Below are 21594 nucleotides of genomic sequence, written 5' to 3'. Positions count from 1 at the left end.
TAAAGGCTGCTTTGTTGAATTGAAAGAGTGGAACCTAACCACCATAGGCAATTTAACATAATATACATTATGCGCACCAATGATAAGGATGGCAGAATCTGGCGGGAATCATTGGTCAACCCTGGCTACTATTGGCAGTCATTCAAAACCATGCGCGTAAGAAAAAGACGGTGCTCTGGCTCAGTTTGACCGTGATACGCCATAAACCTGGATCTACTGTAACTAAACGCGTTGGCCTCCCGTCGCCTCATCTACATCAGGCATAACCGTAATTATCCCACCTCCCGCTGGCATAAAATAATTATATTTGATCCACTCGCAAGGCGGCGTTACCACTCCCGTTTATCATCCAGACCACAAAACGGATCGGCGATCATAAAGATTAATCTAAGACATGGTTTTGTTTAACAGAATCCGGTACTTTGAACGACTGAAAGAATTGATGGGACTCAAAGGATGAGTGACAACAATAAGTCAAATGGCAAGTCATTAATTTTTTTAGGGGCGATATTTTCCTTTTCGGTAGTTGTGTTCTGGCTGAAAAAAGCATTTGGTATTGAATGGCAAACCGCACTGGAAACGGGAGGCAATCTCTTTGCCTGGGGCTTTTTAGTCGGAACGGTAATATTTTTGGGAATGAAACTGGAAATCGGCCTTATTCTCTGGGCTAGCCCACTGGTAATTGCCCTGCTTATTCCTGTTTTTAAGCCTGCGCTTAAAGAGATCACCGTTTTTCGAAACGATAATGATGAAATAATTGATGAATTAACATTATGGTATGGTACTGACTGGGGGATGAGTTTGTTATTCTTTTCTGTTCTTGCCGTTGGTTATATCCTGATTTATCTGTGCCACAGAAATGATTGAATAAGCTGAGCCAGCATTTAATACATAGCTAATAATACGAATAAAGACATAAATTAAACAGAGAGCGCCTGAAAGGCTTTCAGCAACGCATCCACCTTTGGCAGCAGCTGTTTTTTACGTGGCCAGATCAGCCAGAGCGGCAGTCCGTCCAGCGCCAGCTGCGGCAAAATAATCTTCACCCTGCCCGCCTGCTGCGCCTCGTCAATCAGCCAGGTAGCCATCTGTGCGATCCCTAAACCCGCGCTGACCGCGCTTAACTGTGCCTCGCTGTCGCCAAAAGCCAGGCCCTGCGTCACCATACGGCTGGCAATGCTGCCGTCCGCGGCTAAAAAACGCCAGGGCGTGGTAGTCCCATCAACGCGTTCATAGGCGATGGCCCGATGCTGCTGTAGTTCATCCAGATTCTGCGGCGTACCGTGGCGCTGTAGATAATCGGGCGAGGCGCAAAAAACCAGTTGTTCTCTGCCCATGTAACGAACCCCCAGCGAGGCGGGATAATCCGCTGGTCCACCGATACGTACCGCAACGTCAATACCCTCATCAAACAGATCCACAAAGCGATCGGCAAAGGTCATATTGATTTGCAGATCGGGATAGCTGAGGCAAAACCTATTCACCAGCGGCATAACGTGCGTGCGTCCAAAGGTCATCGGCACCGCCACGCGCAGTCTTCCTACTGCCCGCGTGCGCTGCGCCGCCAGCACCATCTCCGCCTCGCTCAGTTCATTCACCACACGCTGACAGGTCTGGTAATAGGCTTCTCCGGCATCGGTCAGCTTCAGGCTACGCGTGGTGCGTTCAAACAGCTGCGAGCCCAGCCGCTCCTCCAGTCGAGCTATGCTTTTACTGATTGCCGAACTGGTCAGATTTAGCCGCTCAGCCGCAGCGCTAAAGTTACCCGCCTCCACCGTCGCAACAAACGGCATAATGCCTTTCAGCAGATCGTTTCCCGCCATATTGATGAATCCTGTTCCAGAATCTTGTGAATTTATACCAGAGCTGGGAAATAAATTCCGCACTATGCTTATCAGCACGAGCAAAAAGGAGGCGTAATGAGCAAAACAGCATTAATCGTAGGCGTTAGCGGCATCGTCGGCAGCGCGCTGGCGGAAAAACTTCAGGCGGATGGCTGGCAGGTATCCGGCTTATCACGTGGCCGTACGCCGGTACCGCAGGGATGTCATTCCCTGACCGCTGATTTAACGTCGGCGCAATCGGTAAAGGATGCGCTGGGTGATTTGCGGTTCGACAGCATTTTTTTCAGCGTCTGGGCGCGCCAGGCAAATGAAAAAGAAAACATTCGCGTTAACGGCGCAATGGTGCGCAACGTGCTGGAAGCGCTGGGCAATCGGCTGCAAGGCAGCCACGTGGCGTTGGTAACCGGCCTGAAACACTACCTCGGTCCGTTTGATGCCTATGGCAAAGGCAGCGTACCGATGACGCCGTTCCGTGAAGAACAGGGGCGCCAGCCGGTAGATAACTTTTATTATGCACAGGAAGATGAAGTGTTCGCCGCAGCGGAAAAATATGGCTGCACCTGGAGCGTGCATCGTCCGCATACCGTTATCGGCTACGCGCTGGGCAATGCGATGAATATGGGCCAGACGCTGGCGGTATACGCTACGCTATGTAAGGAAACGGGCAAGCCGTTTATTTTCCCCGGTTCGGAAGCGCAGTGGAACGGCGTTACCGATATGACGGATGCTGGCCTGCTGGCAGAGCAGCTGGAATGGGCCGCGACGTCACCCGCCGCAAAGAACGAAGATTTTAACGTGGTAAACGGCGATGTTTTTCGCTGGAAATGGATGTGGCAGCAGATCGCTGACTATTTTGGCATTGAAGCAGCGCCGTTCCCTGGCGAGATGCAGCCGCTGGAAGGCCGAATGCTCGATGCTGAAGATAACTGGCGGGAGATCGCTGAGAAATATCAGCTACGTGAAGCGGATGTTTCTCGTCTGGCTTCGTGGTGGCACACCGATGCCGATTTGGGGCGCCCGATGGAAGTGTTTACCGATATGAGTAAGAGCCGCAACGCTGGCTTTACCGGTTACCGCTCGACACGCGAAGCCTTCTTCGCGCTATTCGATAAGCTAAAAGCAAACCACATTATCCCTTCCTGATTGGTTACGCCGTCATGCCTGCCGCACTGACGGCGTGCTTTTTTCTCCCGAGCACGCTTTTTGCTTTCAGCCGTTGACGAGACGGCAACAACCCACGATGATGCTGCGCCATTAGCTAATATAACGGAGCGAAAGTTGTGGCCGAGCTCAGCAATGCTTTACTGGAAGAGATCCTGCATCAGGTTCGTCCCCTGACGCGTCAGGGAAAAGTCGCCGACTATATTCCGGCGCTGGCGCAGGTATCGCCCGATTATCTTGGTATCGCTATCTTTACTCATGACGGCAGCGTTTATCAGGCCGGTGATGCCGGTGTGCGCTTCTCGATCCAGTCGATCTCTAAAGTGCTGTCGCTAACCCTGGCGCAAACGCGCTATCAGGAACAGGAAATCTGGCAGCGCGTCGGCAAAGAGCCGTCAGGCCAGCCGTTTAATTCGCTGGTGCAGCTGGAGATCGAACGTGGCAAGCCGCGCAATCCCTTTATCAATGCGGGTGCGTTGGTGGTATGCGATATGCTGGAAACCCGGCTGACCGCGCCGCGCCAGCGCATGCTTGAGGTGGTGCGCCAGCTCTGCGGCGAGTCGGGCATCAATTACGATCGTCATGTGGCACGCTCGGAGTTTGAACACTCCGCCCGTAACGCCGCTATTGCCTGGCTGATGAAGTCCTTTGGCAATTTTGATAATGATGTACCTGGCGTGCTGCAAACCTACTTTCACTACTGCTCTTTATCGATGAGCTGCCTGGAGCTGGCGCGCTGTTTCTTTTATCTGGCTAACCAGGGCATACCGTTTGGCGATGCGCCGCCGGTGCTGACTCCGCGCCAGACGCGTCAAATCAATGCCCTGCTGATCACCAGCGGCATGTATGACGGCGCCGGCGAGTTTGCCTGGCGCGTCGGCATGCCAGGGAAATCGGGCGTTGGCGGCGGCATTATCGCCGCCATTCCCGGTGAGATGTCGATTGCGGTGTGGTCGCCTGGGCTTGATGCTTCTGGCAATTCGCTGGCGGGCACTGCCGCGCTGGAGCTGCTTTCCGAGCGGCTCGGCTGTTCGATATTTTAAGCCGGATATCCGTTCCGGCTTCCTTCTCAGTGATAAAGCGCTTTAATCGTCAGCCGCGTTGCAGCAGCCAGTACCGCTTTATTATTCGCTGCGTCCGGCTGCGGCTGGGTAAAATAGATCGCCAGAATTTTCGGCGCGCCCTTTTCCGGCCAGAGAATCGCGATGTCATTGGTCGAACCATAGGCACCAGCTCCGGTTTTATCGCCAACCCGCCAGCCTGCAGGAACGCCTGCGCGGATACTTTCAGCACCGGTGGTGCTCTGTTGTAGCCAGGAGATTAGCTGCTGGCGTTGGGCAGTCGGCAAGGCCGTTCCCAACGTCAGCTTATAGAGGTTTTCCGCCATCGCCGCAGGTGTGGTGGTATCACGCTTATCGCCCGGCACCGCGCTATTAAGTTCCGGCTCCAGGCGATTAAGCTGCGTGACGCTGTCACCTAAATAACGGGCGTAGCGGGTTATGCCCTGCGGTCCACCGGCCTCTTTTAACAGGTAATTCGCCGCCAGGTTATCGCTATATTCAATTGCTGCGGCGCAAAGGGCGGCTACGCTCATTTTTTTACCAAAATAATTGCCGGTCACCGGCGTCCATGGCACCCGGTCCGCCTCTTCTATCGCAATTTTTTTCTCCAGCAGATGCGGCTGGCTGACATTTTGATGCAGAATGGCCGCCACCGCCAGCGTCTTAAAGGTGCTGGTCATCGGGAAACGCTCATCAGCCCGATAACCATAATGTGAAGCGCCCTCATCAATCCAGGCTACGCCAAGCCTGCCGCCGACGCTTTTTTCCAGTGCGGCGAGCTGCTGCGTCAGCGCCGCTTCGTCAGCCTGTACGGCGGCAGAAAGCAGCGTAAGCGCGGCGGCAAACAGAGAACGGCGCCATAAAAACGTATTGCACATCTTTGAATCCTTCTGACAGACGCAAAAAAGGGCATCGCTGCCCTTTTTTACTACCTGAAGTTAATCTAATTACTGCTCTTCTTTCAGGCCACGGTTAATCAGCATCGGCTCAATCTGCGGCTCCTGACCACGCCAGTCATGGTAAAGCTGTTTCAGATCGCTGCTGTTGCCGCGAGACAGCACCATATCGCGGAAGCGCTGACCGTTTTCACGCGTCAGGCCCCCATGCTCTTTAAACCATTCGAAGCCGTCATCTGCCAGCATTTCGGTCCACAGGTAGGCATAATAGCCAGCTGCATAGCCGTTACCCCAGATATGCTGGAAATAGCTGGAACGATAGCGCGGCGGTACTTCAGGCAGGTTGATCTTATCCTGCACCAGTGACTGCTGTTCGAACTGGTCCACGTCCTGCTGCGGCGCATCGGCGCTCAGGCTGTGCCAGTGCATATCCAGCAGCGCCGCCGCCAGCAGTTCGGTCATGTCGTAGCCTTTATTAAACTTATCCGCCTTGAGGATTTTATCATGCAGCGCCTGCGGCATCGGCTCGCCGGTCTGGTAATGACGGGCAAAATGTTTAAACACCTTGTCATCGCTGGCCCAGTGCTCATTGAACTGTGACGGAAACTCGACAAAATCACGTGGCGTGGCGGTGCCGGAAAGGCTCGGATACTGTTGATCGGCAAACATGCCGTGCAGCGCATGACCAAACTCATGGAACATAGTGATGACATCGTCCCATGAAAGCAGCGCAGGCTGGCCCGCTGCCGGTTTGCTGAAGTTAGCCACGTTATAGATAACCGGTTTGGTACCCAATAGTCTGGATTGATCGACAAAATTACTCATCCAGGCACCGCCGCCTTTGTTATCGCGCTTAAAGAAATCGGTGTAGAACAGCGCCAGCGATGTGCCATCCTGATCAAAGACTTCATACACGCGCACGTCCGGCTGATAAACCGGCAGATCCTTACGCTGTTTAAAGGTCAAACCGTACAGCTGGTTGGCCGCATAAAATACCCCGTTTTCCAGCACGTTATTCAGCTCAAAGTAAGGCCGGATCTGTGACTCATCGAGATCGTATTTAGCGCGCCGCACCTGCTCGGCGTAGTGTGTCCAGTCCCAGGGGGCCAGTTTAAAGCCGCCCTGCTGCCGATCGATAGCCGCCTGAATATCTGCCGCCTCACGCGTGGCCCGCGCGGTAGCCGCCGGTACGATATTACGCATAAAGGTTAACGCTGCCTGTGGCGTTTTCGCCATTTGATCCTGAAGCTTCCACTCCGCATAGCTGCTAAAGCCCAGCAGTTTCGCCTGCTGCGCCCGCACTGCGGCAAGGCGCGCAATTAGCTGGCGTGTATCATTGTTGTCGCCCTTTTCCGCTCGATCCCATGAGGCGTTAAACAGCGCCTCGCGGGTAGCGCGGTTGGTCAACGTCTGCAACGCTGGCTGCTGCGTCGTGTTCTGTAGCGTCAGCAGCCACTGATTTTTCAGGCCACGCGCTTCGGCAGCCTCAGCCGCCGCCGCAATTTCACTGTCGCTGAGCCCGGCCAGCGCCGCTTTATCCGTAACTGCCAGTCCGCCTGCTTTAGTCGCCGCCAGCAAACGATTGGTAAACTGGGTGCTGAGCGTTGCCGCTTCCTGATTTAACGCCTTCAGCTCCGCTTTTTGCGTATCGCTCAGGCTGGCACCTGCCAGCTGGAAAGCCTGCCAGGTCACCTCAACCAGGCGACGTGATTCTGCATCCAGATTTAACTGTTCGCGCTGTTGATAAACGCGATCGAGGCGCGCAAACAGTTTGCTGTTGAGATAGATTTCATCATCGAGCGCCGCCAGTTTAGGCGCGGTTTCTTCATCAATTTTTTGCAGTTGATCGTTAGTATTGGCGGAGGTCATGGCGCTAAACACGTTCATCACGCGCCTCAACAGCTCCCCGCTTCTCTCCAGCGCTACGTAGGTATTCTCGAAGGTTGGCGGCTGTGTGTCGTCAGCAATACGCGCTACCTCCTGCTGTTTTTCGGCGATACCGGCCATAATGGCGGGCAGATAATCACTGTCTTTGATTCGGTCAAAAGGCGGTGCCTGGAACGGCAGCGTACTGGGCTGGCTGAAGGGGTTGTGTTGCTCGATGGACATCTTCTTCTCCCGATCGTGATTTGTCGTCGAATCCGCTGCCTGCACATTACCGCTCAGGGCCAGACCGACGGCGAAAAATAGCACCGATAACCGCATATCCTTACTCTCCTGTTCCTTATCTGTAAAGACAGAATCATAGGTGGAGTTAGCCGCTGATGCTACCGTTACGCACCGGTTGAAAATACGTTATCGGCTGCGCTAAAACCGTCTTAAGCCCCTTCTGGCACCGTGCCTTTCCCTTTAATATTGCTTTATTATCTTATTGTTAAAAATTCAATTCCTTGACCAGGAAAATAAGCATTGTCAGGATGGCGCGGCTTGCTGACAGCGCCGCCACACGGCGCAGCCCGTTAGTAGCAAATTTTCTACACATGGATTTTGGCGATAACGCCAGTAAAGGAGTCATTTTGAAATTACTTACTCATACTCAAATTAAATGCGTCAGCGGTGCCGGTATTTTTATGGATATGCTGCTGGAAGCCTATAGCCTGTTTGGTCAGCAACCGCCTCAGGATCTGAGCGAAAAATGCCAACAGCTGGATGCGCTGTATGAGAAAAACAATGCGGCAATCGCGGAGCTGATGAGCCGGCATGGCGGCTGAATAGCGGCATTTTATTATTGCGCTCGTTCATCATAATCTTTGGTGTTTTAGCCTGTTGTCATGTTCTGTGTTAACAGGCTATTTTTGCTATCAATCGTGACAACGTCACATCTTTTTGTTCTGATCTGCTTTTCAGATACACGTCAAAACCTGCGTGAGACGCATGAAACGCGTAGTTTTGGCTTTAGAGTATCGGCTAATAAAGTTGCTATATATCAATCTGTTAAACTCAGATGGCCAATAGAATAGTTTGCTGATCGTCTGCGTGGGACGTCTTTCGTCCCTGATAACAAAGGCGGTTAGCAGAAGATACCTGTCGGTACAGCAGCAAAGCATACAGGTTCTATTTAACCCTGGCGCTGGGCAGTGGTAAAACGAAGTGCTAAGGTGATTATTCTGGAAAATCCTTTGAGGAACAGTGAGATGATAATTTTTGTTACCGGCGCAACCGCTGGCTTTGGTCAAAGTATTGCCCGCCGTTTTATCGCAGCGGGCCACAAGGTTATCGCTACCGGGCGTCGTCAGGAACGCCTTGATGACCTGAAAGCGGAGCTGGGCGAAAATCTCTATACCCTTCAGTTTGATGTGCGCGATCGTGTCGCCATTGACGCTGCCGTGGCGACACTACCTGCCGAATGGCGACAGATTGATGTGCTGGTGAACAATGCCGGGCTGGCGCTGGGTATTGAGCCTGCGCATAAAGCCAGCATTGAAGACTGGGAAACCATGATCGATACCAATAACAAGGGGCTGGTTTATATGACCCGCGCCCTGCTGCCCGCAATGGTCGAACGCAATATCGGGCATGTCATCAATATCGGCTCTATTGCCGGTAGCTGGCCCTATGCGGGTGGCAACGTTTACGGCGCGACTAAAGCGTTTGTTCGTCAGTTCAGCCTCAACCTGCGTACTGACCTGCACGGCACCGCGCTGCGTGTTACCGACATTGAGCCGGGGCTGGTTGGCGGCACGGAATTTTCCAACGTGCGTTTTAAAGGCGACGATAACCGCGCCGGGAATGTCTATGCGGGCACGACCGCGCTTACGCCGGAAGATGTGACCGAAGCGGTATTTTGGGTGGCCACGCTGCCTGCGCATGTCAATATCAATACGCTGGAGATGATGCCGGTAAGCCAGACCGTTGCCGGGCTGAGCGTCGCGAAAAATTCCTGATAAAAAGTAAGATAACGGGGAGCACTGCTCCCCTGATTTATAGCGCGTCACGGCATCTGTCAGGCCGTGCGCTAATAAAAACTCAAAATGTAATAAACCGTGCTGACATCCATTACGCTTTTCCCCAGCCCGCCACGATAATCAGCATACCGCAAAAAGCTATCGCCGCACCCAGCCAGTCATAATGACTCAGGCGCACGCCATCCACCCAGCGCAGCCACAGCAGCGCCGTTACCACATATACGCCGCCGTAGGCAGCATAAACGCGCCCGCTGGCCGCAGGATGCAGCGTCAGCAGCCAGACAAACAGCATCAGGCTCACTGCGGCGGGCAGCAGCAATAACGGCGTGGCCCCCTTTTTCAACCATAGCCAGGGAAGAAAACAACCAACGATTTCCGCCAGCGCGGTAAGAAAAAAGAGCAAAGTAGTTTTTAACATAATATGTTCGCCAGAAACTAAACGAAGCACGTGTGCCGCTGGTGGGTAAATAAGCACCGATGATATACTAAAAACGATCCCGCCTCATGGCTGGCTGCGATGAAATATAAGGAAGAAAAAATGAGAACTTTACCTGAACGTCTTGCCATTGCACTGCTCCCGCTCTCCCTTTTAGGCGCACTGGCGTTAGCACCCCTTCAGGCGCAGGCGCGTACCGATCGCGTCATTATTGAAGACGGCAGTAACGCCCTCAGTAATGAAGAAGCGCGGCAAAATAAAGAGCAGTGGGATGATACGCGTATGCTGCGTAAGAAAGTGAACACGCGCGTTGAAAAAGAGTTCGATAAAACCGATCGGGCTTATGACGTCCGCGACGCCTGTGAAAAAAGTTACAATATTAATGCCTACTGGGAACCCAAAACGCTGCGGTGTCTCGATCGTCGTACCGGACGTCAGGTTGCCCCCTGATTTGACTGCTATAGTTACCGCTGGTTTTATTGCAAAAGGATGATGTGATGAGAGCGAAGATGTGGTTATTTAGCGCCCTGCTGGTTGCTGCTCCGCTGGCGGCTCAGGCGTCCTGTGAGTCGGTTAAAGCGGATATCAGCCAGAAAATTATCAATAACGGCGTTCCCGAAACGGGTTTTACGCTGGATATCGTGCCTAACGATCAGGCGAACGCTGCCGGAGGTCAGGTAGTCGGTCACTGTGAAAACGACAGTCAGAAAATCGTTTACAAACGTACCGGCGTTGACAGCGAGGCTAACGTCCCGGCGAATGCAGGTACCACCCAGGACGCGCCCAGCGAGTAAAATCCTTCCGGCACCGCGTTTGCGGTGCCAGCTTCCCCGTTCCGATCCCTATTCCGGCTGCTTGCGCGGCATAACCCAGGCGATAAACAGCGTACCGAACGCTACAATCAGCGACACGATAAACACCCAATGCAGCGACGCCGCAATCTGCTGGATCAGCTGCTGTAACGTCTGGCTGTCCAGCGCCTGGCGCTGTTCCGGTGACATAATTTGCTGAACCGGATCCTGGGCCGCAGGCAGCCGTAGCATCAGATTATAGTTTAACACCGCACCCATTATCGCCGTACCGATAGCCGATCCCAGTATGCGACTAAACATAATCGAGGCGGTGCAGATACCACGGATTTCAAACGCCGCGCTGTTTTGCACCGAAACCAGAAAGGTAGTGCTGCTCATTCCCATCCCGGTACCGATGACAAATGCCGCAAAACCCGCCTGTATCAGGCTGCTGTTGGCATGCAGCATGAGCAGCAACGCGCTGCCAACGATAAGCAATAGTGCGCCCAGCTGGGCGGTAAACCGATATGAAGTGATTAACATCAGTCTGCCGCTTAGCGTGCTGGCGAGCGGCCAGCCAATAGACATCATTGCCAGCACACTGCCCGCCTGTAGCGGCGTACCGCCGTTAATCCCCTGAATCCAGGTAGGCAGAAATGCGCTGATACCCATCATCGCCGCGCCGATAATTAAATTACCCACATTGCCTGCGACGATAACCCGGCTGCGCCAGATATCCAGCGGGAACAGAGGCGATTCCGATCTCTTTTCGTGGCGTAACAGAATAACGCCGGTAACCAGGGCGATCGCCAGAAACAGCAGCAGCCAGTAGCCCAGCGCCTGCGCCTGTAATAGCGCAACCAACAGCGCACTGACGCTCAGCATCAGCCAGGCACTGCCGGAGACGTTCAGCCGCTGCGAAGAATCCTGACGATGGGCAGGCAGCCAGCGTGCCAGCATTAACATCGAAATGATCCCCAACGGCACATTGACCCAAAAAACCAGCGCCCAGTTGAAATGCTGCACGATCCACGCGCCGCTCAGCGGCCCGATAATCGCCGATACGCCCCAGACGCTGGAAAGCCAGCCCTGGATGCCCGCACGCTCACGTGGCGAATAGACATCGGCAACGATCGTAGAGGTCAGCGGCATGATCGCTCCGGCCCCGATGCCCTGAAAAGCGCGAAACAGAATCAGCCAGCCCATGCTGTGGGCAAAACCACATAATACCGAACCCAGCAGAAACAGCGAGGTGCCGATAAAAAACATCCGCTTGCGTCCCCAGATATCGGCCAGGCGTCCATAAATCGGCACGCTTACCGCCTGAGTCAGTAAATAGATAGAAAAAACCCAGCCAAACTGAGAAAAGCCGCCCAGCTGGGCGATAATGGTAGGCATTGCGGTGGCGACGATAGTCACCTCGATCGCTGCCATAAACATCGCCAGCATACAGGCGATTAAAATCCAGTGACGGTGCGGCACCGGTTGCGGTTGATTTTCTGTCATTTTTCCCCTTCCTGTCGAACTGCTAAGCGTAGCTTACCGCATGGCTGCGCGCGATCGTTTCGTTTGTTATGTCTAAAGTGACAATGTCACTTAAAGCTTACGATTTTCTCTTTCGTCGGTGCCAATAGCAGGCGTCTGAAAACCAGGAGCACGGAAATGGACGTCTGATACAAAACGACGAACCCTACCGTGTCGTCCCAGCATTTTATAGTGAAAATGGGCTGACCATGGCATTTATACATGTGGTGATATCAGGATTTCCCCAACATGGATGGGAAAAATAGCCACTTTCTTTGCTTCAATTTCCCGCTTTTATTTTAAACGGAATAACTGAAGCGATTTAATTAACAGCACAAAGGATGATTAATAGAAAAATCGGGGCAATTTAATTGCACAAAAAAACATTTGTCAGCAAAGAAACATTATTTAACAGAGGTATCAAGCGTTTCAACTTATAAATATAATTAATTACACATCAAATATTAAAGCGCCCATTCCTGATTAAACGCTGGCAGCTATAATCGAGAAAGTTAAAATGTATTGAGAATAATGCAGTCGCGCTATTCCACTATAACCATCGATATTTTCCAGTAAATAAAAGGAATTCCATATGAAATCAATATACACATTTGATGCAGAGTGTTTCGCCTTAGCTTCAATTGCCTGGTCAGGCGCACACCAGGAAGAATATAATCCGGAACTTACGCAAAAAAAACTACAGGACGGGTTAACTCAATCCCCCATTACTGCCGGTAAACTGGATAATGTGGTCTGGGGACCAGCTGTTAAACGAATGCCAAAATCTCGCGCCGACTCGGATAACTGGGACGACTATATGTTTTTCGTTGTTCAGAACCGCAACGATCCATCGGACTATCGCGTTGCTGCCCGCTCTACCGTATCTACTCTTAACGGGCAAGAGGATATGGCCGTCTTCAAACTGATCGACTGGCGTCAGTTTGATGCTGGTGCACCGGGCGAGGCGAAAATCGCCTCCGGTATGGCTGAGGTACTCACGGATTTGCTGGAAATGACCGCAAGCGTTGAACCTGGTTGTGGGAGCACGCTCATGCAGTTCCTGAACTCCCGTTTGAATGATGGCGATACGTTAACGTTCTGCGGGCACAGTATGGGCGGTACATTTACCATTCCCTGGGGTGTCAGCGTTAAGCAGCAACTGAAAAAAAACGTGCGGGTCCAGGTACGCAGTTTCGCTGGTGCAACGGCAGGTAATTCTTATTTTGCCACATATGCGGAAAATATATTGGGCAGTGGGCTAAAACGAATTATTAATAATATGGATGTTGTTCCCAAAGCATGGAATACAGATTCACTAAAAGAGATTGCAACCCTGTATGAACCAGTGATTAAACTGCCTTTGATTATGAAAACAATAATTATTGGCTTTGCTGACCTTATGGCCAGTTATGACTATACCCATACAAGTCAGCCAGAATTGTTTGATTTCGGTATTAATCCTGAAATTACCGATTTCCAGCAACAGTATAGCTATCAGCACGATACGGCCTATCTGAATTATTATGGTCTTGAGATGGGTAAAGATATTATCTACGATCCCAGCTAACCGGGGATCTGCTGGAAATGACCGCAAGCGTTAAACCCGATTGTGGGAGCGCGCTTTTATTACACTAAGTGCTTTATCTGCCTGCCAACGCAGGCAGTTTATGATTTTTTAGCCCGCTTATTAGTATTCAATAGAGCTTATACGATCAGGGTGCCGATGCTCAAAATCGTCTCCCATTCAGGAAGCGGTGCCATAAGCACTCGTTCATCAATATCAGCCTTGCAGAAGATTATGCGCTTGATTTTATCGTCGAAACTGGCGTAGCTGCCCAGCCGCTGCTATAGCTTTAAGGCACTACGATTGGTTTTTGCTGACAAATCCGTATAAGTCAGCATTTTATTTTGAGTACAGGGTAAGCCGGTGAGGAGAATATTCAGCGCACCGTTGCCCGCTAATGACTATAACAGCTGAGCTGCCTTTAAAGCGGCACTACAGCTATCCCCGGAGAGTCCTGTCAATGCATTGTTCTACCACGATCAAGCGAACCTTGCTGGCGCTGCTGGCAATCGTGCCGATCGCTGCGATCCTGATTTACGGTATTGGTTTTGAGGTAATTAAGGCACACCGGGTTGACCTGATCTATCTTGGCCGACAGCACCTCTGGCTGGTGGGTTGGTCGATGTCCGGTGCGCTGCTGGTAGGTATTCCCAGCGGCATCCTCCTGAGTCGCCCCTTTGCCCGACGCTGGGCAGAATATATGATGCAGATCTTCAATGTCGGCAATACCCTGCCGCCGCTGGCGGTACTGGCGCTGGCGATGGTGGTTATCGGCATTGGCGATCGTCCCGCCATCATCGCCCTGTTTTTTGCCTCGCTATTGCCTGTCGTCCGTAACACCTATGCCGGTCTGATCGGCGTGCCACACTCGCTGCTGGAAGCTGCCAACGGCATTGGCATGACGCGCTTACAGCGCCTGCGCCAGGTTGAGCTCCCCAACGCCTGGCCAGTAATGCTTTCCGGTATTCGTATCGCCATGGCGATTAATGTTGGCACAGCCCCGCTGGCGTTTCTTATCGGTGCCAGCAGCTACGGCGAACTGATTTTTCCCGGCATCTACCTCAATGATTTCCCGATTCTGATTTTGGGTGCGGTGGCAACGGCGCTGGTGGCGCTGATTCTGGATATGTTGCTGGCGGCGCTTGGCCGCTGGCTTAGCCCACATGCGCTATAGGAGAGCGTTATGAACGGAGTTCGCACCTTAATACGCGCGATGGCGCTGCTGGTAACCCTGCTACTGACCCTGAATGTCGCCCACGCCGCACCAATCACCATGGCGACCAAAGGCTTCACCGAACAACATATTCTCTCGGCGATGACCGTACTCTGGCTGGAGAAAAAAGGGTTTGAGGTGATCCCTAAAACCAATATTGCCGTCTCCATCAGCCGCAGCGCGATGCTGAATAAACAGATCGATATGACCTGGGAATATACCGGCTCGTCGCTGATTATCTTCAATCATATTACTACCCCGATGTCCTCGAAGCAGGCTTACGAAACGGTACGACGGCTGGATGCCAAACTCGGCCTGGTCTGGCTGGATCCGGCACCAATGAATAACACCTACGCCTTTGCCATGCAGCGTAAACGCGCCGGGAAAGAGCATATCACCACGGTGTCGCAGCTGGTGGCGCGCATCGAGCAAATTCGCCAGCAGGATCCCAAACATAACTGGATGCTGGGACTGGATCTGGAATTCGCAGGCCGCTCTGATGGCTTACAGCCGCTGCAAAAACTCTACGGCCTGAAACTCGACCGTCCACAGATCCGCCAGATGGATCCGGGCCTGGTGTACAACGCAATTCGTGACGGTTTCGTTGAGGCGGGCCTGGTGTATACCACCGACGGACGCGTCAAAGGCTTCGATCTGCAAATTCTGGAAGATGATAAGCACTTTTTTCCCAGCTACAACGTCACGCCGGTAGTGCGTAAAGAGGTGCTGGCGGCTCATCCGGGGCTGGCAGCGGCGCTGAATCAGCTCTCCGCGCTTATTACCGATGACGCCATTACTGAAATGAATAAACGGGTGGATGTCGATCACCAGTCACCGCAGCAGGTGGCGCATGATTTTTTACAGGCGAAAGGCATGCTGTAAGGAGAAGCTATGGATACGCTGCATTATATGATCGACAACTGGCCCCACCTGGTAGCGCTGAGCTGGCAACATCTCTGGCTGGTGCTGGTGGCGGTGGGCTGCGCCATTCTGGCTGGTGTGCCGCTGGGCATTATTATTGTGCGGGTTAAATGGCTGGCGACGCCGGTGCTGGGTATCGCCACGCTGGTATTAACCATCCCTTCTATCGCCCTGTTTGGCCTGATGATTCCGTTATTTTCGCTGATCGGTCAGGGCATTGGCGTAGTGCCCGCCATCACGGCGGTATTTCTCTATTCGCTGCTGCCAATCGTGCGCAACACGCATACCGCGCTGGAGAGTATTCCGCCCGGCATGCGCGAGGCGGGGCGCGGCATCGGCATGACTTTCTGGCAGCGTCTGCGCTGGGTAGAAATCCCGCTGGCGCTGCCGGTTATTTTTGGCGGCATTCGCACCGCCGTTGTGATGAACGTCGGCGTGATGGCTATTGCTGCGGTGATTGGTGCCGGTGGTTTAGGCTTACTGCTGCTGGACGGTATCAGCGGCAGCGATATTCGCATGCTGATTGCCGGGGCGGTACTGATTTGTCTGCTGGCAATTATTCTTGACTGGCTGCTGCACCGCCTGCAGCAGGTTTTAACACCGAAGGGGATGCGCTAATGATTAAGCTGGAAAATCTCACCAAGACTTTTAAACAGAAAAACGGCGTGGCGCTTAACGCGGTGGATAACGTCAGCCTGCACGTTCCCGGCGGTGAGATGTGCGTACTGCTCGGCCCTTCCGGCTGTGGCAAAACCACCACGCTGAAAATGATTAACCGACTGATTCCGGCTACCAGCGGCAAAATCACCATTAACGGCGAGGATACCAGTACCCAGGATACTGTCACTCTGCGGCGCAATATTGGCTATGTTATCCAGCAAATCGGCCTGTTTCCCAATATGACCATTGAGGAAAATATTACCGTGGTACCGCGCATGCTGGGCTGGGATAAAAAGCGCTGCCGCGATCGCGCCAGTGAACTGATGAGCATGGTGGCGCTCGATCCGCATAAGTTTTTACATCGTTACCCGAAAGAGATGTCCGGCGGTCAGCAGCAGCGCATCGGCGTTATTCGCGCCCTCGCCGCCGATCCGCCGGTGCTGCTGATGGATGAGCCGTTCGGCGCGGTGGATCCCATTAACCGCGAAGCGATTCAGAACGAGTTCCTGGAAATGCAGCGCCAGCTAAAGAAAACCGTCATGCTGGTCAGTCATGATATTGATGAGGCGCTGAAGCTGGGCGATCGCATTGCAGTATTTGGTCAGGGCAAAATCGTCCAGTGCGCCACGCCTGATGAGCTGCTGGCGAAACCGGCAAACGAGTTTGTCGGCTCTTTTGTTGGTCAGGATCGCACGCTGAAGCGGCTACTGCTGGTGCAGGCGGGTGACGTGACCGATCAACAGCCAACGCTGACCGTGAAGCGATCAACGCCGCTGGCCGAAGCCTTTGCTCTTATGGACGATAATGATATGCGCTCGATAACCGTGGTGGATAATGATGGCAGACCGCTGGGTTTCGTTAAGCGACGTGAGGCACGCGGTGCCAGCGGAAACTGCGAGCAGATTCTGCATCAGTTTACCATTACTGGCAAAGCGGAAGAGAACCTGCGCGTGGTGCTGTCAAAGCTGTATGAACACAATATGGTATGGATGCCGATCGTTGATGAAGATGGACGCTACAGCGGGGAGATTTCGCAGGATTATATCGCGGGCTATCTCAGTTCCGGACGTACGCGCCGGGCGCTGAACCGCTAAAGGACAAGAACAAAGCGCGCCACCCAGGCGCGCCCTTTTTTACTTTCAGGCTACCGCCTGCGGTTTGGAAAGCGCCGACAGATCGATATAGCCTGCCAGATCGCGCTGTTCGGCGCGCGGCAGATAAGGCAACTCACCCAACAGCGGTGCCGGAATTTTCTCTTGCAGAACATCAATAATATCGGCGTAGTGCGCCAGCCCTGGATTGATGCGGTTAGCTACCCAGCCCAGCAGCGGTAAACCGTCGTTGATAACCGCCTGCGCCGTTAATAACGCATGGCTGATACAACCCAGCTTGATCCCGACGACCAGCACGACCGGCAGCTGCTCCTGAATAACCCAGTCGGAAAGCGGACGCAGATCGTTCATCAGGCTGCGCCAGCCTCCGGTGCCTTCAATGACCACTATGTCAGCCTGCGCCTGTAAGGTCATCAGGCTGCTGCTCAGGCGCGCATAGTTAATCGCTTCGCCACGGTGCATACTGACTTCATCTTCCAGCAGCGTAACCGGGTTTATGACTTCATAAGGCACATCAAGCGTGGATGCCTGCTGCAAAATCAGCGCATCTTTATTACGTGGACCTTCAGGGGTCATCTGACTACTTTTCGCTACCGGTTTATAGCCCACCACGACAGAGTGGCTCTCTGCCAGTTTTTGCATCAGGGCGCGGGTAATAACTGTTTTACCGACGGCGGTATCCGTACCGGTAATGAAAAGACGACTCAGCATAGCAACACTCCGGCAGGCTGACGGCCTGAAATAGTTAAACATTAATCATCGGTTTTGCCGGACAGTTTAGAAAATTGCGCTTGTTAACGGCTTGCGTTAGCGCAATTTTTTGGTGATAACTGGAATTGGTTTAGCCCTGCAACAGCTTGATTAGCAATTCTCCGTTGTACATGGCGTTTTTTACTAATGCCGCACCAGGCATGGTACCTACATTGGGGAATTCGGTAGGCTCAACATTTATATGTGCGCTGTAAGCGGGCAAAGCCTGCTGACGAATGGAAGAACCAATGGCGGGATAAAGAACGTCAGCCGCACGATTGAGCGGAGAACCGATAAGAATTTTTTCAGGATTAAACAGATTAACCATGATGGCAAGGATGCGTCCGACGCTGTTACCGATGCCGGTAATAATATCGCGTGCCAGCGGGTCGCCATTCAGGGCCGCATCACACAGCGAATTAACGCTCAGTGGCTGATAATGCAGGCTGGAGCTGAGCGCCGTCTGCATACGCTGCGCGGTCAGTTCGAGGATACTGCCAACGCTGGCGACGGTTTCCAGGCAGCCATGATTGCCGCAGTAGCACTGTTTCCCCCAGGCATCGACCTGAGTATGCCCTATTTCAACCAGCGAGCTACGGCTGTTATGCAGCAGCCGCCCACCGGTAATGACGCCAGCGCCAACGTTATCATCAATAACCACCTGAATCACATCACTGGCACCACGAGAAGCGCCAAACAGCGACTCAGCAATGGTCCAGGCACAAACATCATGCTGAATATAAACCGGCAGACCGGTATGCGCGGCCAGCTCAGGCCCCAGAGGCATATCCGCCACCTCATAAAAAGGCATGCGATGCACGATACCGCTACCGGTGTGAATAATGCCCGGCAGCGTAATGGCGATAGCGGTCAGGCGCTCAAGCTGGCGCTGGTGGCGAATAAAAAACTGATCGACTTCGACAATAACGCGTTGTAGCAGCGGCGTTTCGCTTTCGGTAGGCAGAGGACGGGTCTCTTCGGTAACCAGCTTGCTGCTGAGATCGCGCAGCGCAAGAGTGATTTCACCGCGCCCGATGCGAATCGCCAGATAGTGCCAGGCAACGGTATCCAGGATCAGCCCTACCGCCGGACGCCCACGACTTCCCGGCTCCTGGTATTCCGTTTCCTGTACCAGATGCGCTTCAAGCATCTCACGCACGATTTTGGTGATGCTGGCCGGGGCTAACTGCGCACGGCGGGAAAGTTCAATACGCGAAATCGGGCCAAACTGGTCGATCAGCCGATATACTGTCCCAGCGTTTGTCTGCTTGATCTGGTCAATATGACCAGGTTGACTCTCCGCTATCACTGCCCGGCTCCCACTTATTTTCGCGCTTCAAAATAAACCTGTCGGGCTAATGGTGATGCAGTTAAGCAAGGCCGTCAACTATTTGATTAGGACTGTGATTTACCGCACAAAAAAGCCTGTTATGATGCAAAATAACGTTCAATCTTCACCCAAAAGCAATTTTTTCATGTGGATCATTACGGCGCTGAATTCACGCTGTCGTGACCAGACCAGCCACATTTCTGACCAGGCATCCGGCTCTTGCAACGGTAACCACACGATATCCGCCAGCTTTGGCCGCTGAAAGGAAGCGGGCAGAATCGAAACGCCCAGCCCGGTAGCGACCAGCCCAAGAATAGTCATCGCTTCCCCAACTTCCTGCGTGACATAAGGCTGAATTTGATAGCGATGCAGCAGCGCCATAATTTCGCCATACAGCGCGGTACCGCTTTGCGCATCGAAAAGGACAAAGGGTTCATGAGCGAGATCGCGCACCGAGACCGCGTGGCGCTGCGCCAGCGGATGATCATGATGCACAACGCAGCAAAGCGGTTCGCGCAGCAACAGCTGCCACGCCAGCGTATCGGGAAGAGGCGTATTGCGCATCACCCCTAAATCCAGCCTGCCGTCGCTTAACGGCGTCAGCTGCTGACGCGTATTCATCTCCTGCATCTGAATATGTACCTGCGGGTAACGCTGGCGAAAGTTATACAGCGCGTCGGAAACGGCGGTGATAAAAGGCGCAGAGGAGGTAAAGCCAATGCGAATTTCCCCCTCTTCCCCCTGATGCAGGCGAGCGGCGCGGCTGGCGGCCTGCTCCACGTTAAGCAGAATAGCGCGCGCATCATTCAGAAACTGATGACCGGCGGCGGTTAGCTGTACGCTGCGATTGGTGCGTGCCAGCAGGCGGGCACCGATTTGCTGTTCCAGCAACTGAATCTGCTGGCTTAACGGCGGCTGCGAGATGTTCAGCCGCAGCGCAGCACGCCCAAAATGTAGCTCCTCCGCTACGGCAATAAAGTAGCGTAAATGGCGCAGCTCAATATTCATATTTCAAAGATATCATTCCAGATAATTAATATATTAGACAGTATATTGCCTCGCGCCCACAATAAAGCTATCGACGCCAATTAAAGGAAGTTTTGTGAACCGCTCAACCCAGACAGCGTCTCTGCCTGCTGATGCTGAGACTGTCAAATCCGCTTCTCCCGCTATCGCAGATAAAAATCTCTATATCAAGCGTGGCACCCCGCAGTTTATGAGGGTAACGCTGGCGCTGTTCTCCGCCGGGCTTGCCACTTTCGCCCTGCTCTATTGCGTGCAGCCTATTCTGCCGGTACTGTCGCAGGAGTTTGGCGTCTCGCCGGCGACCAGCAGTATTTCTCTGTCGATCGCTACTGCATTAATGGCGCTGGGGCTGTTGATCACCGGCCCGCTGTCCGATGCCGTAGGGCGAAAGCCTGTGATGGTGGTCGCCTTGTTGCTGGCTGCGGTATGTACGCTGCTTTCCGCAACCATGACCAGCTGGCACGGAATTTTGCTGATGCGCGCCTTGATCGGGCTATCCCTGAGCGGCGTGGCGGCGGTAGGCATGACCTACCTGAGCGAAGAGATCCATCCCAGCTTTATTGCTTTCTCTATGGGGCTTTATATCAGCGGTAACTCCATCGGCGGTATGAGCGGCCGTTTAATTAGCGGCGTGATTACTGATTTCAGTTCATGGCGTATGGCGGTTGCCTTTATTGGCTGTTTCTCGCTGGCTTCAGCGCTGATGTTCTGGAAAATTTTGCCAGCGTCACGTCACTTCCGCCCCATTTCACTACGTCCGCGCAGCCTGATGATTAACTTTCGCCTGCACTGGCGCGATCGCGGCCTGCCGCTGCTGTTTGCCGAAGGTTTTTTGTTGATGGGCGCGTTTGTCACTCTGTTTAACTATATCGGCTATCGGCTGCTGAATGCGCCCTGGTCGCTGAGTCAGGCGGTGGTCGGTCTGCTGTCGGTAGTTTATCTTACCGGCTCCTGGAGTTCACCGAAGGCAGGTGCAATGACGGCGCGCTACGGACGCGGCCCGGTATTGCTGGGCGCAACCGCTATTATGCTGTCCGGGTTGCTGATTACGTTGTTCCAGTCGCTGTGGCTGATTTTCCCCGGTATGATGCTGTTTACCGCCGGATTCTTTGCTGCCCATTCGGTAGCCAGCAGTTGGATTGGCCCACGCGCACGTCGCGCCAAAGGTCAGGCATCTTCTTTATATCTGTTTAGTTATTATGTCGGCTCCAGCATCGCCGGTACGCTGGGCGGTGTCTTCTGGCATGCCTGGGGCTGGCCGGGCATTACCGCTTTTATCGCGACGCTGTTATTGCTGGCGCTGATTGTTGCCGCCCGCCTCCATATCCGCAAACTGTAATTCTGACAGGCCGCTTTACGCGGCCTTTTCTCTGCCTGACTGTTAATTTCTTCGATGTTGA

The 21594-nt window shown here is 53.2% G+C and carries 22 protein-coding genes; 13 read left to right on the top strand and 9 right to left on the bottom strand.

Annotation, left to right across the window (positions count from 1 at the left end):
* Positions 1 to 456 precede the first annotated feature (456 nt).
* The gene (locus C7M51_RS06235) at positions 457 to 867 is read left to right on the top strand and encodes a hypothetical protein (RefSeq protein ID WP_160620990.1); all 411 of its coding nucleotides are present in this window, start codon (positions 457 to 459) and stop codon (positions 865 to 867) included.
* Between the two features lie 53 nt (positions 868 to 920).
* On the opposite strand, the gene C7M51_RS06230 is transcribed toward C7M51_RS06235, so the two are convergent.
* Positions 921 to 1823: a LysR family transcriptional regulator gene (locus C7M51_RS06230; RefSeq protein ID WP_160620989.1), complete on the bottom strand. Its 903-nt coding sequence runs from the start codon at positions 1821 to 1823 to the stop codon at positions 921 to 923.
* Between the two features lie 96 nt (positions 1824 to 1919).
* Here C7M51_RS06230 and C7M51_RS06225 point away from each other — a divergent pair, with 96 nt between their 5' ends.
* Positions 1920 to 2987, top strand: a complete 1068-nt coding sequence (locus tag C7M51_RS06225; protein ID WP_160620988.1) for an SDR family oxidoreductase — start codon at positions 1920 to 1922, stop codon at positions 2985 to 2987.
* 137 nt (positions 2988 to 3124) lie between these two features.
* Positions 3125 to 4048 (top strand): glutaminase B, encoded by a 924-nt coding sequence (glsB, locus tag C7M51_RS06220; RefSeq protein WP_160620987.1) that lies wholly within the window; start codon positions 3125 to 3127, stop codon positions 4046 to 4048.
* Positions 4049 to 4074: 26 nt separating this feature from the next.
* Here glsB and bla read toward each other — a convergent pair whose 3' ends face one another.
* The 3 genes from bla to C7M51_RS06205 all read right to left on the bottom strand — a co-directional run bounded on the left by bla (position 4075) and on the right by C7M51_RS06205 (position 7477).
* Positions 4075 to 4944 (bottom strand): class A beta-lactamase, encoded by an 870-nt coding sequence (gene bla, locus C7M51_RS06215; RefSeq protein WP_160620986.1) that lies wholly within the window; start codon positions 4942 to 4944, stop codon positions 4075 to 4077.
* Positions 4945 to 5013: 69 nt separating this feature from the next.
* Positions 5014 to 7071 carry a peptidyl-dipeptidase Dcp gene (gene dcp, locus C7M51_RS06210; RefSeq protein ID WP_425281006.1) on the bottom strand — a complete coding sequence of 686 codons (2058 nt, stop codon included), beginning with the start codon at positions 7069 to 7071 and terminating at the stop codon, positions 5014 to 5016.
* 265 nt (positions 7072 to 7336) lie between these two features.
* Positions 7337 to 7477, bottom strand: coding sequence for a hypothetical protein (locus C7M51_RS06205; RefSeq protein WP_160620984.1), 141 nt, complete (start codon positions 7475 to 7477; stop codon positions 7337 to 7339).
* A 1-nt stretch (position 7478) separates the two neighbouring features.
* On the opposite strand from C7M51_RS06205, the gene C7M51_RS06200 reads away from it, so the two are divergent.
* Both C7M51_RS06200 and ydfG read left to right on the top strand, forming a co-directional pair.
* The gene (locus C7M51_RS06200; RefSeq protein WP_160620983.1) at positions 7479 to 7673 is read left to right on the top strand and encodes a hypothetical protein; all 195 of its coding nucleotides are present in this window, start codon (positions 7479 to 7481) and stop codon (positions 7671 to 7673) included.
* Between the two features lie 423 nt (positions 7674 to 8096).
* Positions 8097 to 8846, top strand: coding sequence for a bifunctional NADP-dependent 3-hydroxy acid dehydrogenase/3-hydroxypropionate dehydrogenase YdfG (gene ydfG / locus C7M51_RS06195; protein WP_160620982.1), 750 nt, complete (start codon positions 8097 to 8099; stop codon positions 8844 to 8846).
* 112 nt (positions 8847 to 8958) lie between these two features.
* Here the strand turns inward: ydfG and C7M51_RS06190 are convergent, their stop codons facing one another.
* Positions 8959 to 9285, bottom strand: a complete 327-nt coding sequence (locus tag C7M51_RS06190; RefSeq protein ID WP_160620981.1) for a YnfA family protein — start codon at positions 9283 to 9285, stop codon at positions 8959 to 8961.
* Between the two features lie 120 nt (positions 9286 to 9405).
* On the opposite strand from C7M51_RS06190, the gene C7M51_RS06185 reads away from it, so the two are divergent.
* Positions 9406 to 9753, top strand: coding sequence for a DUF1283 family protein (locus tag C7M51_RS06185; RefSeq protein WP_160620980.1), 348 nt, complete (start codon positions 9406 to 9408; stop codon positions 9751 to 9753).
* A 47-nt stretch (positions 9754 to 9800) separates the two neighbouring features.
* Positions 9801 to 10097 (top strand): DUF1161 domain-containing protein, encoded by a 297-nt coding sequence (locus C7M51_RS06180; RefSeq protein ID WP_160620979.1) that lies wholly within the window; start codon positions 9801 to 9803, stop codon positions 10095 to 10097.
* 48 nt (positions 10098 to 10145) lie between these two features.
* On the opposite strand, the gene C7M51_RS06175 is transcribed toward C7M51_RS06180, so the two are convergent.
* A complete protein-coding gene (locus C7M51_RS06175; RefSeq protein WP_160620978.1) occupies positions 10146 to 11600 on the bottom strand; it encodes an MDR family MFS transporter in 1455 nt (484 codons plus the stop codon).
* Between the two features lie 610 nt (positions 11601 to 12210).
* Between C7M51_RS06175 and C7M51_RS06170 the strand changes: the two genes are divergently transcribed.
* The 5 genes from C7M51_RS06170 (at position 12211) to osmV (ending at position 17070) form a co-directional block, all read left to right on the top strand.
* Entirely contained in the window at positions 12211 to 13185 is a 975-nt protein-coding gene (locus C7M51_RS06170) for a lipase family protein (RefSeq protein ID WP_160620977.1), read from the top strand.
* 457 nt (positions 13186 to 13642) lie between these two features.
* Positions 13643 to 14356, top strand: coding sequence for an ABC transporter permease (locus tag C7M51_RS06165; protein WP_160620976.1), 714 nt, complete (start codon positions 13643 to 13645; stop codon positions 14354 to 14356).
* A gap of 39 nt (positions 14357 to 14395) precedes the next feature.
* On the top strand, positions 14396 to 15277 hold the full coding sequence (locus C7M51_RS06160; RefSeq protein WP_208852144.1) for a glycine betaine ABC transporter substrate-binding protein: 882 nt from the start codon (positions 14396 to 14398) through the stop codon (positions 15275 to 15277).
* Positions 15278 to 15286: 9 nt separating this feature from the next.
* Positions 15287 to 15934 (top strand): osmoprotectant ABC transporter permease OsmW, encoded by a 648-nt coding sequence (gene osmW / locus C7M51_RS06155; RefSeq protein WP_160620974.1) that lies wholly within the window; start codon positions 15287 to 15289, stop codon positions 15932 to 15934.
* Positions 15934 to 17070 carry an osmoprotectant ABC transporter ATP-binding protein OsmV gene (gene osmV / locus C7M51_RS06150; RefSeq protein WP_160620973.1) on the top strand — a complete coding sequence of 379 codons (1137 nt, stop codon included), beginning with the start codon at positions 15934 to 15936 and terminating at the stop codon, positions 17068 to 17070. The genes osmW and osmV overlap by 1 nt, the downstream gene beginning before the upstream one ends.
* Positions 17071 to 17115: 45 nt before the next feature.
* Here the strand turns inward: osmV and bioD are convergent, their stop codons facing one another.
* From bioD to C7M51_RS06135, 3 genes are all read right to left on the bottom strand, one after another.
* On the bottom strand, positions 17116 to 17799 hold the full coding sequence (bioD, locus tag C7M51_RS06145; protein WP_160620972.1) for a dethiobiotin synthase: 684 nt from the start codon (positions 17797 to 17799) through the stop codon (positions 17116 to 17118).
* A 130-nt stretch (positions 17800 to 17929) separates the two neighbouring features.
* Positions 17930 to 19147: a sugar metabolism global transcriptional regulator Mlc gene (gene mlc / locus C7M51_RS06140; RefSeq protein WP_160620971.1), complete on the bottom strand. Its 1218-nt coding sequence runs from the start codon at positions 19145 to 19147 to the stop codon at positions 17930 to 17932.
* 138 nt (positions 19148 to 19285) lie between these two features.
* The gene (locus C7M51_RS06135; RefSeq protein ID WP_160620970.1) at positions 19286 to 20176 is read right to left on the bottom strand and encodes a LysR family transcriptional regulator; all 891 of its coding nucleotides are present in this window, start codon (positions 20174 to 20176) and stop codon (positions 19286 to 19288) included.
* 94 nt (positions 20177 to 20270) lie between these two features.
* On the opposite strand from C7M51_RS06135, the gene C7M51_RS06130 reads away from it, so the two are divergent.
* Positions 20271 to 21533, top strand: coding sequence for an MFS transporter (locus C7M51_RS06130; protein WP_160620969.1), 1263 nt, complete (start codon positions 20271 to 20273; stop codon positions 21531 to 21533).
* Positions 21534 to 21594 lie beyond the last annotated feature (61 nt).

Origin of the sequence: Mixta intestinalis, assembly GCF_009914055.1 — a bacterium.
Taxonomy (GTDB): Bacteria; Pseudomonadota; Gammaproteobacteria; order Enterobacterales; family Enterobacteriaceae; genus Mixta; species Mixta intestinalis.
The sequence above is the reverse complement of the archived record's forward strand: the minus strand, read 5'-3'. Positions and strand labels throughout refer to the sequence as shown.

Bases quoted from the DNA above. Each gene is read 5' to 3' on its own strand.
- osmV (WP_160620973.1), top strand. From the start codon at position 15,934: ATGATTAAGCTGGAAAATCTCACCAAGACTTTTAAACAGAAAAACGGC.
- C7M51_RS06230 (WP_160620989.1), bottom strand. From the start codon at position 1,823: ATGGCGGGAAACGATCTGCTGAAAGGCATTATGCCGTTTGTTGCGACG.
- C7M51_RS06205 (WP_160620984.1), bottom strand. From the start codon at position 7,477: ATGACTCCTTTACTGGCGTTATCGCCAAAATCCATGTGTAGAAAATTT.
- osmW (WP_160620974.1), top strand. From the start codon at position 15,287: ATGGATACGCTGCATTATATGATCGACAACTGGCCCCACCTGGTAGCG.
- C7M51_RS06180 (WP_160620979.1), top strand. From the start codon at position 9,801: ATGAGAGCGAAGATGTGGTTATTTAGCGCCCTGCTGGTTGCTGCTCCG.
- bioD (WP_160620972.1), bottom strand. From the start codon at position 17,799: ATGCTGAGTCGTCTTTTCATTACCGGTACGGATACCGCCGTCGGTAAA.
- bla (WP_160620986.1), bottom strand. From the start codon at position 4,944: ATGTGCAATACGTTTTTATGGCGCCGTTCTCTGTTTGCCGCCGCGCTT.
- C7M51_RS06135 (WP_160620970.1), bottom strand. From the start codon at position 20,176: ATGAATATTGAGCTGCGCCATTTACGCTACTTTATTGCCGTAGCGGAG.
- C7M51_RS06170 (WP_160620977.1), top strand. From the start codon at position 12,211: ATGAAATCAATATACACATTTGATGCAGAGTGTTTCGCCTTAGCTTCA.
- C7M51_RS06160 (WP_208852144.1), top strand. From the start codon at position 14,396: ATGGCGCTGCTGGTAACCCTGCTACTGACCCTGAATGTCGCCCACGCC.
- dcp (WP_425281006.1), bottom strand. From the start codon at position 7,071: ATGTCCATCGAGCAACACAACCCCTTCAGCCAGCCCAGTACGCTGCCG.
- ydfG (WP_160620982.1), top strand. From the start codon at position 8,097: ATGATAATTTTTGTTACCGGCGCAACCGCTGGCTTTGGTCAAAGTATT.
- C7M51_RS06185 (WP_160620980.1), top strand. From the start codon at position 9,406: ATGAGAACTTTACCTGAACGTCTTGCCATTGCACTGCTCCCGCTCTCC.
- C7M51_RS06190 (WP_160620981.1), bottom strand. From the start codon at position 9,285: ATGTTAAAAACTACTTTGCTCTTTTTTCTTACCGCGCTGGCGGAAATC.
- C7M51_RS06235 (WP_160620990.1), top strand. From the start codon at position 457: ATGAGTGACAACAATAAGTCAAATGGCAAGTCATTAATTTTTTTAGGG.
- C7M51_RS06165 (WP_160620976.1), top strand. From the start codon at position 13,643: ATGCATTGTTCTACCACGATCAAGCGAACCTTGCTGGCGCTGCTGGCA.
- C7M51_RS06225 (WP_160620988.1), top strand. From the start codon at position 1,920: ATGAGCAAAACAGCATTAATCGTAGGCGTTAGCGGCATCGTCGGCAGC.
- C7M51_RS06175 (WP_160620978.1), bottom strand. From the start codon at position 11,600: ATGACAGAAAATCAACCGCAACCGGTGCCGCACCGTCACTGGATTTTA.